This is a genomic window from Bacillus sp. Leaf49, assembly GCF_001426125.1.
Taxonomy (GTDB): domain Bacteria; phylum Bacillota; class Bacilli; order Bacillales; family Bacillaceae; genus Bacillus; species Bacillus altitudinis.
This window is the reverse complement of sequence record NZ_LMRK01000020.1, coordinates 132,613-144,612: the sequence shown is the minus strand read 5'-3', so window position 1 is coordinate 144,612 and position 12,000 is coordinate 132,613. Positions and strand designations below refer to the sequence as shown.

The window sequence follows — 12,000 nt, the reverse complement described above, 5'->3', positions numbered from 1 at the left end:
AAAAACAACCTTTTAACGAAAGTGAGGAATCTAATGTTAAGCGAATTAAAGCAGGCCACATTAAATAAACAAGCTGATTTAGATTACTTGTGTAATGCATATTCAACCATTCTCAAGGAAAAAGACAATGTTTTAAGCAACCTAAATACATACTTAGCAAGTCTAACCATTGTCCAAAAGAATTTATTTAATGCTTTAGACAAGGAAGCAAAGAGTAAGTTTTCAATAGATATTAGACAGCGAGTTTTGCAGCTTCTTAATGAGTATGTGGGAAACATATACGATGGATGCAGTGTCAAAATATCTACTGCAAATTTAAACCCCTTTGCAATTATCAGTGATAAAGGCAGTGTTCTTAGAGTAAATTGGGAATCAAAAATATACGGACGAACTGTTGACTGGTCTTCAGAAAAGCACTACAAGAGAATGGAACAAGACCTTGAAAATAGAATTCGAGAGTTTGAAGTTGATATTAAACGATACACAGAAGTTTTAAAAAGTCCCTTAATTGGACTTTTAAAAGATAACAACCGATTCATTAAGAACCCCTTTAAGTACATAGCAATTCAATGTTCCACGTTACTGGTTCATCCATTTAAAAAGAATGAATACATAGGCATGCTACAAAAATTAATTAAAAACCATGAAGATGGAATTAAATCTTATCACAAAGAAATCAAAAGGAATCATGAGACATGGGAAAAACAGAGAGAGTTAAAGCCTGAAATAGACAAGATATTTAAAGTTTGGGAAGAACATTTAAAAGGGCTCGGCTATAAAAAGGTAAAGTCTAACTCACCTGAGCTTTATTAGGAGGAAACGTGTTGAACGCTGAAGCATTGATTAACAAATTACAAGTAGATAACAGAATGTTGAGAATCGAAAATGAGAAATTGAAACAACTTCTAAGCAATATTGAACATCGTGGAATGGAAAAAGATATCAAACTAAAAAGAAAGCAAATATATTGAGGAGGAATTGTATTGACTAAAATTAAGTTTAAGACTGAGAAACGTAAGGGTGGTGAATGCGAATGAGTAGTGTTCTTAGAGATACAATTGAAGGTCATAAAGAAACGTCCAAAGCAATTCAGTCGTTTATGTGGGAAGGGAAGCCGTTTAAAAGTAGCAAAAAGGAACGTACAACGGAAGAATTAGAGGAGTTTTTGGAGATGATTCGAAGAAATTCTTCGAGATTTTACGATGACGGAGCAACTGAACTAGGTTGGAAATAGGAAAGGGGCGCTCAAAAAAAGAATAGCGTTTAGCTACTCTTAAAGGTTCATATCCATAGTTTTCATAAATTGATTCTAGATTAGAAAGAGAGGCCTCGATAGAGTTAATTGTAGATGAAGTATTTACATCCTCAACGCCCATTGACTCAGCAGCATTAAAAATTGATAGGTTTCCTAGTAGTTGCTTAATTAATTGATAGTGGCTAATAAGTAGTGCTTCTTCACTCGATTCATCTTCAGGGTCATAATTAGCATCGATCCAGTCATTAAATTCTGACTGGCTTTCAAAATTTGATTTAATTGCTTTGTCAACCTCTTCACCGTCATTTATTGATTCAAGCACAGATTTGATTGATTTAAAGTAATCAAATGATTCTTTAATATAATCTGGAGAGTCACTTTCAACACCTTCAGATGAGCACGCAACAAGAGAAAATAACAAGGTAATAAATATCATTAATGACTTCTTTTTCATAAAATCCCTCCTAGAAGTCAAAAGTATAGCATGTTATGGGTTTATAAATCTATATAACTTTCATTTTTATCCATACAAGTCTTTTGTGAAGCGACTAAAATTAAAAGGAAATGATGATCATTGAAATACTATAAAACATTCGTTTTAAGCGATATACACGGTGAATTGGCAAAGTTTAAGGAGCTGCTCCAGTATTGGAAACCGAATGAAGAAAACTTGGTTATCCTTGGTGACCTAATTGATAGAGGTGAACACTCTCTAGAGGTCGTCCAACTGGCTATGGATTTAAAGAACACATACAATGAGCAGGTTGTTGTGTTAAAAGGAAATCACGAAGACATGCTTTCGATTTTCTTATCTGAAAAGGATTATGAAACAGGAGATTGGTATTTTAATAATGGTGGGAATAGAACATGCGAAAGCTTCACACAGTATAGTTTTCCATTGTATTTTCACAGTTATGAAGAGAGAGCTAATAATATGCTGCAAGTGTCTAACAAGGAAATTCAATTCCTTAAACAGTTGCCTCTATTTTATGAATTTGGAGATACGCTTTTTGTACATGCAGGGATTAATCCTCATTTAAACGATTGGAGAAAATCAGTTGAGAAAGATTTCCTGTGGACTAGAGGTCATTGGAACCATCCAAATGAAACAGGAAAGACAATCATTTTTGGCCATACCCCAGTTAGACATATTCATGATAGTGATGAAGTCTGGGTAAGTATATGCAAGTCTTACATAGGCATTGATGGTGGAGCCGTTTTTAACGGGCAGTTAAATGGTATTGTGATCGATAAAAAAGGTCAAATTTTAGAAAAATATAAAGTATAGGGGTGGAAAAATGACAGTTGTTTTAAGTCCAGAGATTCACGAGGCAGTTGAATACTTCAAGAAAAATCTTGGCTATTCAGATAAACATCTTTATTTGGGATTAGTTCAATTTGATGTAATGAAAGATAAGAACCCTGAGTTTGCAGAAGTGATTTACAATTTCTATAAAGAAAAACCTGAAAGTTTTATTGCTGCTTTTAAGCATGGGTATGTGGTTGAGCGGCCAATTGAATTCAACCAGGCCATTGTTAGATTCTTCAATAAGGAAGAATTAAGCGTCAAACATAAAAATTCAGGAAAGCGTTATAAAGTTCATCTGGAGATGAAGAAATATCCTGCAGACTTTGAACTGAGAACGTTGGGCATGTGGTATTGGAGTGAGGTTACAGCAAGTAATGAATAAACTCATTGTGTTATCAGGTCATAGCGGCAGTGGTAAAACCAGTTTAATGCGTCAAGTCATGAAGAATGAGGTCGTATCATTTACCACCAGGAAACCGAGACAAGGTGAAATTGATGGTGTGGACTATAAATTTATTAGCTTTGAGAAATTCAAGGAGTTAAAGGAACAGGGCAAGCTAATCGAACAAGTTGAATACAGTGGACATTATTATGGAATTGATCAAGAAGAATTTGAAAATAAACTGGGTATTGGGAGTGCTTTTGTTATTGTTGACTACCATGGAATGCAGCAGATCAAAAAGGTCTATTCTAATTGTGTCACGTTGTTTTTGTACACTCCTTACGACCAGGCATATAATCAAATGATTCAAAGGGGAGATACATTAGATAAAGTTGAACAAAGATTGAGTACATACCATCATGAGATGAAAAATAAAGAGCACTACGACTATGTAGTAAGGAATAATTCAGGAAAGTTTAATGATTCTATAAAAGTTCTAACAAGTATTATTGAATCTGAGGTATCGGAATTACATAGCATAAGAACTACATAAAGGGAAAGTTTAGTCACAAGGTCTCAGATTTTGTGATTTTTCCATTTTACCCTTGATTTAACAAATGTAAGTGCTATCATTGCAGTTGAGTTAAAAAAGGGAGTGATTACTTGTTAAAAAAATCAATTTTCACATTCGTAAGTTTAGTTATGGTGATTTCAATCATGATAACGGGGAAAGTATCAGCAGCAGTTTCAGACGAAAGTAAATATGAAAATGCTATTAAAGAGATCAAAAAGTCCCAAGAAAGCTTTTTGAAGTATTTAAAAGACGCTGCACCGAAGAATGAAGAGGAAGCAAGTGACATTGCTGAAGAGTATTATTCAGATAATAAATTGAATGATGAACTTTTAGGCAGCTATTATGAGAAGAAAAGAAACTTGTTGCCAGGGATTGAATCTGGAGACAGTTTTGATATTGGCAAGTACATAGAAAAGAATGTGACTTCAGATGAATTTGAAGCACACGAAATTGGCAACGGAATCAAAGTTGTTTTTACTGATTCTCCAACATACTTCATTACTTATGCTGGTGAGAAGAAAGCAGAGAGTGGAGAAATTTCAACAAGTGCAACTTCAAAAGAATATGAGTTTATTTACAGAGCTAAAAATATGTTCGGACTGCAGTTGTTTAGGGTTTATAACTCTGCATATTTTGTCTATGGGGGCAAAGAACCGAGAGCAACCCAAACAGATGCATATTATAAAAGAGGTCAAACAGCTACATGGAAAGCTGAAAACTGGAAAAAAGGAACAAAGAAAGTTAGTGGTAAAGCTGTAGCCTACGCTCAAGGGAACTTTACAACAGGCTTTTCATTTGGAGGATTTGACCTTATAATGGAAGAATGGCATATTAGTAATGAAATCCATTGTAATAATAAAGGGAAAGTTTCATTCTACGGAAATAGACTATAGGAGAAGATAAAATGACAATGTTAAAATCAAAATTGTTTCGTGTTGTGTTTTCAATATGCTTTTTATTAACACTCATGATTTGTCTTTTTAACATGGCCGTGTTCCCTGGAACACCAGCATCATATTATGTGGTGCTAATAAGCAAATTTATTGGTGTGAGCTTGTTTAATGGTGTATTTTATGGAACATTGTTCTACTTGGTAATAACATTGATTAATTATCTCATTTCAAAAACGTCTAAACAAAATTAGCGGAGAGCGGCTTAAAGCCGTTCTTTTTTTGTTTCAGATAAAACTGTCATTTTAAATTAAAAATAACATACAAAATGTGTTGACTAAAATACAAATAACATATATTATAGAATTACAGTTAAAGAGGAGGTGAACATATGAAGCTATTGAAAGTGAGTAAAACAGCTGCTGATACCTATAGGCATACTGTAAAAGGTAATTACAAATTAACAGATAAGAAAATTCAACAAAAACTCAACCGACACATTATTTGCTTGCAAGAAAGAGAACCTGATAGAGTTATCAAACAAGGTTTACTGGGTAAGGTTTACCTTTACGGTAATTTAATGATTAAAGTGAGATGGGGAAAGATTGTAGATGTTATTAATCTACCTCACAAACTAAGAATTGAAAAACGTTTAGAAGATAGCGTATTCCAAGCAATTGAAAAGCAATTAAATAATAAATAACATATATAAAGGAGAATGGATAATACATATGGCGAACACTGAATTAAGAGAAGCATTGAACAAGGTAGTAGTAGAAGGAACATTGGCTGAGGTTAGATCAAATGAATGGGGTAATAAAAAGGGGATTAATATTGAACTTGATATTGAGACAGATGAATTCTCTGTACATACATTAAAAGGAATGTCTTCATACACAACTAAAGATGGAAACGAGAGCAAAAAGGCAAAAGCCTTTAAGACCATGATTGATGAATACAAATCAATCGCAAACTCATCTAGAGAGGAAGCAGACAAGATTAGAGCAGAAGGCAAACTTGGTTTAAATGAATATTTTGCGAATGATGAATTGAAATCTTACCCTGAATTATCTTTAAACTTTGCTAGAAGACAGTCGATTGACGAATTTGAACCACAAGCTACTTTTGATGTTGAGATGTTTGTAGAGAATGTTGCACAAGAAAGAGCAAATGGTGAAGAAACAGGTAGAGCAGTATTAAATGGACATATCCCACTATATGGTGGCAAGGTTATTCCTTTTTCGTTTGTTGTGACTGAAGAAGGTTCTGAATTTGTAGCTGACAACTATGAGAAAAATTCTACAGTAAATGTTTATGGAGAAATTGTAAATTATAAAGAAAGAACTGAGAAAGAGAAAGAAAGTGCTTTTGGCAAGCCTAAAGTGGAAGTGAAAACAAAAACGAAAAGAGAGTTTTTGGTTACTGCTGGTCAAGACCCTTATGAGGAAGAAAACAAAGATGCGTATAACCCTGAAATCATTGAAAAAGCACTAAATGAAAGAGAAATCGAACTAGATCAGAAGAAACAAGAAGCCAATAACAATGGAAATAGCAAAAGTAACAAGAAAAAAGGTGGATTTGGCGGAGGAAAGCCAGCAACTTCAAATAACAAACCTGTAACCATTGCAGACGACGATCTTCCATTTTAAAGAACAAAACAACGAATAAAATATAAATTACATATAAGGAGCGGGTTATTTGTCAGGATTAGATATTTTTAAGCCAGAAGTTTCAGTAATTGCAAAAGGAATTGAAGGTAAGGTTGTCACTATTTATGGTTCTAACAACTTAGGTAAAAGCAAGCAATCATCAAGAATGACTAAACCATTGTACTTACCTTTTGAAAAAGGATTAAATGCAATTGCTGGTGTAAATTTTATGCCAATCAATAGTTGGGGAGACTTTAAAAAGGTAAACAAGCAGCTTTCCAAAAACGTTGAAAAAGCAAAGGAAATGTATCAAACAATTGTTGTAGACGAGGTTGATGCATTTGCAAAGTATGCGACCAGATATGTTTGTAATCAATACAATGTTGAAAGAATTAAAGATGGAAACGATGGCTTTGGATTGTGGAAAGAGTATGAAAATGAAGTTTGGGATGAGATTAATAAATTAATCAGCAATGGTTTTACTGTTGTTTTCATCGCACATGCAGAAGCAGATAAATCAGGCAAAATCTATCCTAAAGGTGATAAACGTGCATTAGCTCCAGTAATTGATAATAGTGACATTGTTGTTTACTTAGAATCCAATGGAGTAGACGAGAATAAGAATGTTATCAAATCAAGTGCGTGGTTGGCCGAAACAGATGAATTTTTTGCTCGATCTCGATTTGATTATATTGATACATATTTAGAGGAGTTCACTGCTGAGAATCTTAACCAAGCCATCGTTGAAGCGGTTGAGAGACAAGAAGCAGCTGAGGGGATCACAGCTGTTACATATGATCAACAAAAAGAGGTTAACTCATCAGGGAGTCAAAATTTCGATGATTTAATGAGTAGCATTAAAGAGACTGGTAAACAGCTTAATGCTGAAGGGAAACTCGAAAAATTGAATGAAGTAGTTGAAAAACATTTGGGCAAAGACAAGAAAGTAACTGAGTGCACACCAAAGCAGTTAGATGTCATGTCGGTAATCCTTGATGATCTAAATGATTTATTAGATTAATAGAGAGGGGTATCTCCCTCTCTTGATTTTAAAAAAAGGGGGATTTAATGGGTAGACAAGTAAAATGTCCCTATTGTGAGCAGTCTTTAGACAAGGATGAAGCTTTACCTTATAAAAAGAGGTATTATCATACAGCCTGTTTTAATACATGGCAAAGAGAAACTGAGGACAGAAAAGATTTGTACGAGTATATTTGCAAATTGTATAACCTTGATGTTCCTACAGGCATGATACGAAAACAAATCAAGGACTTCCAAGAAGAATATAGATACAAGCTTAAAGGCATCGAATTGGCACTTAAATACTTCTATGAGATTCTAGGTAACAATCCTCAAGAAGACGGTGGTATTGGTATTGTGCCTTATATCTATGAGGATGCAAAAAGAAATTACATAGAAGAAAAAAGAATTGTAGATGCCGCATCTAAATGTGAAGAAAGAACAGAATTGTATTTCACTATAAAGGAAGTTAAAGATGAAGCTCCAAGAGATTTAATTGATATTGCTCAACTCTAGAAAGGAGGATGCTATTGTTACAAGATAAACAAACAATAATGCAAGTTTTGGGATGTATTTTAAAAGATCCTTCAATTGTTGCTGAAAGCAGTAAATACAAACTTGTGCCTGAAGATTTTCCTGAGAAATTTCACAGGATAATTTTTTCAGTCATGCGAAATCTGCAGCGACAAGGAGTCGAAGATCTTAACTTAATAGAGATTGTAGGCTATCTTCAAGAATATCCAAATCAATATGAGTTATTTGAAGATGCTAATGGGGATGAATACATTGAGAAAGTTCAGGAATTCCCCTCATTAGAGAATTTTGACTACTATTATGAAAAGTTGAAAAAGTTCAGTTTGCTTAGAGAAATGCAAGGTATCGGATTTGATATCAGTGGAATCTATGACGAAACATTGATTGATCCTAAAGAACAAGAAGAAATGCAGTCGAACTTTGATTCAACCTCAGTTGAAGAGATTTTGAAAATTTATGAAAATAATATTGTTGAAATCAAAGAGAAATTTAAAGAATCGTCAGAAAGTAGTAGCATCCAGGGTGGAGAAGGTGTCAACAAATTATTAGAAAGAATAAAAAAATCTCCTGAAATTGGTGCCCCGATGAATAGTGAAATGCTTACTTCTCTTTTTAGGGGATCTAGATTGAAAAAATTCTATCTTCGTTCAGGTACAACTGGAGTTGGAAAGACTCGAAACATGGTTGCTGATGCATGTGTTTTAAGTGCAACAATGCTTTATGACACAAAAAAGAGGGAATGGATCGAAAATAAATGGGGCAAACATTCGAACGTAACTTCAACAGAAATGTTACAAGAAGAATTGCAAACCATTGCGTTGGCATTCATTAGTGATGTAAACGAAGAAAAGATTCAATTAAACAATATGAACGAAGATGAAGAAGCAAGGGTAATTAAAGCAGCTGAAATTCTAAGTGATTCCCCAATTTGGTTTGATTATTTGCCAGACTTTAATATTCAAGAGATTGAGAGAACAATTGAAAGGAATGTAGTTAAAAATAGGGTTCAGTATTATTTCTATGATTACATACATACATCAGTTTCAATTTTTGCTGAAATGGCAAAAGGGAGTGGGATAAAACTTAGGGAAGATCAGGTATTGCTCGTAATATCGGATAAACTAAAAACATTAGCCAATAAGTACGGAATTTTCCTTTCATCTGCGACACAACTCAATGGAGAGTGGAAAGAAGCATGGAAGAAAGGTGAAGTAATTGATGGCCAATATTTAAGTGGAAGTAAAGCAGTAGCAAACAAAATTGATGCTGGGATGATTATATTGCCACTTAGCAACAAAGAAAAGAAAGCAGTTGAAAAAATTATGACTGCCAGTGGTAGTTTCGGAGGAAGAGAACCTAACTTCGTAGTTCATGTGTATAAGAATCGTGGAAATAGACATGTGAACGTAAAAGTCTTTACATACATAAACATGGGAACTATGCGAATTAAAGATTGCTTTGTTACTAATGTTGACAATGAAATTGTTAATGTAGATAAACTTGTTATTCAGGCAGGATAGGGGTGTATTAACCCTTGCGTTTTGATAAAGATAAAATAAAAGATAGCTTAACGATAGACGAAATACATAAGATAATGCGGGAACTGGGAAGCGAAAAGAATCTATGGCAGAATGGTCATCCAGTATATAGAACTGTGTGTCACAACGCATCAGGTGGGAGCTTCAAGTTGTATTATTACAATGAAAGCAAACAGTTCAAATGTTATACAGAATGCGGTGACAGCTTTGATGTATTTGAGCTTGTTATTAGAGCGAAAAAACAAAAGGGCGTTAGTTTTACTTTTAGTCAGGCAATTGAATACATAGTAAGTATAACTGGGAAAAGGTTTGGCTTTGGAGGCTCAAGCGCTTCAAAAAAACAAACCTTAGAAGAAGATTGGGCAATATTTGACCGATTCAAAAGAACACCAAAACAGAACACAGACCTCCCTATATTTAACGAAAAAGTACTCAATGTATTTATTCCTTACCATCATACAGAGTGGCTTAGAGAAGGCATAAGCCACTCTACGATGGAAACATTTGAGATAGGGTACTATTTCAGATCTCATACAGAAGGTATTTCAATTCCTCATAGAGACTTACATGGTAATTTGGTGGGGATTAGAAAGAGATCGATGATTAAAGAAGAAATAGAACAAGGATTTAAATACATGCCTTTGAAAATAGAAAACACTCTGTACAATCATCCAACAATGTTGAATTTGTATGGGTTGCATATAACAAAATCAGCAGTTAAGCGACTGAAAAAAGCGGTTCTATTTGAATCAGAAAAATCGGTTTTAAAATGCAACGATTTTTATGGTGACGATAACTTCACTTGTGCGGTGTGTTCTAGTAATATCTCAGTTTATCATCGAGATATATTGCTATCACTGGGAGTTGAAGAAGTAATTATTGGATTAGATAAATTCAGGCCGCAAAAAGAAGATGAGGCTGATGATATATATGCTGAAAAATTAATGGAGTATGAGAAGAAAATTGTGAAGCTGGCAAGTAAATTCACCCCATACATGAGAGTATTTGCACTTTGGGATTACAATGATCTTTTGGATTACAGAGACAGCCCAGCAGATAAAGGGAAACAAATATTGGAGGAGTTGATGAAAAATAAAATAGAGATCACAACGAGGGAGGAATAAATGGAGTACAAACTTATTGGTAGTAATGACTACCTCAAGAATCCGATTAAAACAATCCTAGTTAATAGAGGGATTACTAATCCAAGTGGTTTTATTGATGTGGGAAAAAGCAGTGAATTGAATTATTCCTTATTAAACAATATTGATAAAGTTGCTGAATTAATTATTCAACATTTAGAAAACAAAAATAACATATTTATTCAAGTGGATTGTGATGCGGATGGCTACACTTCATCAGCCATTTTAATTGGGTACATTAAGAAAGCGTACCCTAGAGCGAAAATTACCTATAGATTGCAAGAAGGTAAGCAACATGGAATCAATCCAGATGATGTTCCATCAAATACGGATTTAGTAATCATTCCTGATGCAGGATCTAATCAATATGATGAACATAAAGTACTTAGGTATAGAGGGTTTGACACTATAGTGATTGATCACCATGACTGTGACATTGAATCTGAAGACGCTCTTATTGTTAATAACCAGTTGTCTCCTGGATATAAAAACAAGTCTCTTACAGGAGCAGGGATCGTCTATAAGGTATGCCAGGCATTGGATGCAAAACTCAATAAAGATATAGCCAAACAGTTTGTCGATTTAGTTTCTATCGGTAATATTGCTGATTCAGCGGATTCACGTGAATTAGAAACGAGATATTACATGAATTTAGGATTGAATGAGCTAAAAAATCCATTGCTTAGAAAGTTGTTTAAAAAGCAAGAGTATTCTACGGGTGGTAATAAGACAATTCAATGCACACAATTTTACATCAATCCTTTGATAAATGCGGCGATAAGAGTTGGCAGCAGAGAAGAAAAAGAACAAATGTTTAAAGCTTTACTTGGATCAAAAGAGAAAGTGCCATACAAAAAAAGAGGCTCAGATACTGAAGAATTGGTTTCTATTCAGGATGATACAGTAAGGATGCTTACCAATCTGAAAGGGAAACAAAAAAGATTGGTTGATAAAGCTACAGAAGAGATTGAAATTAGAATTGAAAGCAAGGGTTTGTTAGATAACAAAGTGCTCATTGTGTATGTGGAAGGTATCTTGGATAAAGACTTAACAGGACTTGTGGCAAATAAATTGGCAGATTCCTATAAAAGACCTGTTTTATTGGCTAGGAAAGATGAAGAAGAAGGGATGCTTACAGGTTCTATTAGAGGATATGACAAAGGTGAGATCAAGGATTTTAAAGAATTGCTTTTGTCTACAGGCCAATTTGAATTTGTAGAAGGTCATCCTAATGCTGCTGGCTTTAAAATTAAAAGAGATAGATTAGCAGTTGTTAATGATGAACTGAATGAAAGATTAAAGGAAATTGCACACAACGATTGCTTTGAAGTGGATTTTGAAATCCCATCAAATGAGTTAACCAAAGATTTTATATTTACAATCGATAATCATAAATTTTTATGGGGATACAAAGTTGAAGAACCTTTGATTTCTATTACAAACATTGAAATTGCAGCAGAAGGTATCGAACACATAGGGAAAAAGAATAAAAATACTATTAAGTTCAAGTGTGATGACATTGAATACATACGTTTTAAAAGTGATACAGAGTTTTATGAAAACCTAACACCAAACAAGGGTAAATTACTTGTTTTAAACATTATTGGAAAAGCAAAGGCAAATGAATATATGGGAAGAAAAACAGCTCAGTTTGAAATTGTTGAACTGGAGGTGGTTAAGACCAAAGAAAAAGAACTCGTGTTCTAG

14 protein-coding genes are annotated in these 12,000 nt (G+C 34.0%); 13 read left to right on the top strand and 1 reads right to left on the bottom strand.

Annotated elements, in window-relative coordinates; all coding sequences use genetic code 11:
* Positions 1-33 precede the first annotated feature (33 nt).
* Both ASG46_RS10400 and ASG46_RS20950 read left to right on the top strand, forming a co-directional pair.
* A complete protein-coding gene (locus tag ASG46_RS10400; RefSeq protein WP_056704451.1) occupies positions 34-813 on the top strand; it encodes a hypothetical protein in 780 nt (259 codons plus the stop codon).
* Between the two features lie 11 nt (positions 814-824).
* Positions 825-971: a hypothetical protein gene (locus tag ASG46_RS20950; RefSeq protein ID WP_156376658.1), complete on the top strand. Its 147-nt coding sequence runs from the start codon at positions 825-827 to the stop codon at positions 969-971.
* 147 nt (positions 972-1,118) lie between these two features.
* Here the strand turns inward: ASG46_RS20950 and ASG46_RS10395 are convergent, their stop codons facing one another.
* The gene (locus ASG46_RS10395) at positions 1,119-1,709 is read right to left on the bottom strand and encodes a hypothetical protein (protein ID WP_056704449.1); all 591 of its coding nucleotides are present in this window, start codon (positions 1,707-1,709) and stop codon (positions 1,119-1,121) included.
* A gap of 120 nt (positions 1,710-1,829) precedes the next feature.
* Here ASG46_RS10395 and ASG46_RS10390 point away from each other — a divergent pair, with 120 nt between their 5' ends.
* The 11 genes from ASG46_RS10390 to ASG46_RS10335 all read left to right on the top strand — a co-directional run bounded on the left by ASG46_RS10390 (position 1,830) and on the right by ASG46_RS10335 (position 12,000).
* Positions 1,830-2,543 (top strand): metallophosphoesterase family protein, encoded by a 714-nt coding sequence (locus ASG46_RS10390; protein ID WP_056704448.1) that lies wholly within the window; start codon positions 1,830-1,832, stop codon positions 2,541-2,543.
* A 10-nt stretch (positions 2,544-2,553) separates the two neighbouring features.
* Positions 2,554-2,946, top strand: coding sequence for a hypothetical protein (locus ASG46_RS10385; protein ID WP_056704447.1), 393 nt, complete (start codon positions 2,554-2,556; stop codon positions 2,944-2,946).
* Positions 2,939-3,499, top strand: a complete 561-nt coding sequence (locus tag ASG46_RS10380; RefSeq protein ID WP_056704445.1) for a guanylate kinase — start codon at positions 2,939-2,941, stop codon at positions 3,497-3,499. The genes ASG46_RS10385 and ASG46_RS10380 overlap by 8 nt, the downstream gene beginning before the upstream one ends.
* 110 nt (positions 3,500-3,609) lie before the next feature.
* Positions 3,610-4,413, top strand: a complete 804-nt coding sequence (locus ASG46_RS10375) for a hypothetical protein (RefSeq protein WP_056704443.1) — start codon at positions 3,610-3,612, stop codon at positions 4,411-4,413.
* Positions 4,414-4,801: 388 nt separating this feature from the next.
* Positions 4,802-5,113: a hypothetical protein gene (locus ASG46_RS10365; RefSeq protein ID WP_056704441.1), complete on the top strand. Its 312-nt coding sequence runs from the start codon at positions 4,802-4,804 to the stop codon at positions 5,111-5,113.
* A 28-nt stretch (positions 5,114-5,141) separates the two neighbouring features.
* Positions 5,142-6,059, top strand: coding sequence for a hypothetical protein (locus ASG46_RS10360; RefSeq protein WP_056704439.1), 918 nt, complete (start codon positions 5,142-5,144; stop codon positions 6,057-6,059).
* A gap of 49 nt (positions 6,060-6,108) precedes the next feature.
* Positions 6,109-7,080: an ATP-binding protein gene (locus tag ASG46_RS10355; protein ID WP_056704438.1), complete on the top strand. Its 972-nt coding sequence runs from the start codon at positions 6,109-6,111 to the stop codon at positions 7,078-7,080.
* Positions 7,081-7,127: 47 nt separating this feature from the next.
* Positions 7,128-7,595: a hypothetical protein gene (locus ASG46_RS10350; RefSeq protein ID WP_056704436.1), complete on the top strand. Its 468-nt coding sequence runs from the start codon at positions 7,128-7,130 to the stop codon at positions 7,593-7,595.
* Positions 7,596-7,609: 14 nt separating this feature from the next.
* On the top strand, positions 7,610-9,133 hold the full coding sequence (locus ASG46_RS10345; RefSeq protein WP_056704434.1) for a replicative DNA helicase: 1,524 nt from the start codon (positions 7,610-7,612) through the stop codon (positions 9,131-9,133).
* Between the two features lie 14 nt (positions 9,134-9,147).
* Entirely contained in the window at positions 9,148-10,275 is a 1,128-nt protein-coding gene (locus ASG46_RS10340) for a hypothetical protein (RefSeq protein ID WP_056704432.1), read from the top strand.
* Positions 10,276-12,000 carry a DHH family phosphoesterase gene (locus tag ASG46_RS10335; RefSeq protein ID WP_056704431.1) on the top strand — a complete coding sequence of 575 codons (1,725 nt, stop codon included), beginning with the start codon at positions 10,276-10,278 and terminating at the stop codon, positions 11,998-12,000.

Coding starts and splice junctions, on each gene's coding strand:
- ASG46_RS10400 (WP_056704451.1), top strand. CDS start 34: ATGTTAAGCGAATTAAAGCAGGCCACATTAAATAAACAAGCTGATTTA.
- ASG46_RS10395 (WP_056704449.1), bottom strand. CDS start 1,709: ATGAAAAAGAAGTCATTAATGATATTTATTACCTTGTTATTTTCTCTT.
- ASG46_RS10385 (WP_056704447.1), top strand. CDS start 2,554: ATGACAGTTGTTTTAAGTCCAGAGATTCACGAGGCAGTTGAATACTTC.
- ASG46_RS10380 (WP_056704445.1), top strand. CDS start 2,939: ATGAATAAACTCATTGTGTTATCAGGTCATAGCGGCAGTGGTAAAACC.
- ASG46_RS10365 (WP_056704441.1), top strand. CDS start 4,802: ATGAAGCTATTGAAAGTGAGTAAAACAGCTGCTGATACCTATAGGCAT.
- ASG46_RS10360 (WP_056704439.1), top strand. CDS start 5,142: ATGGCGAACACTGAATTAAGAGAAGCATTGAACAAGGTAGTAGTAGAA.
- ASG46_RS10350 (WP_056704436.1), top strand. CDS start 7,128: ATGGGTAGACAAGTAAAATGTCCCTATTGTGAGCAGTCTTTAGACAAG.
- ASG46_RS10335 (WP_056704431.1), top strand. CDS start 10,276: ATGGAGTACAAACTTATTGGTAGTAATGACTACCTCAAGAATCCGATT.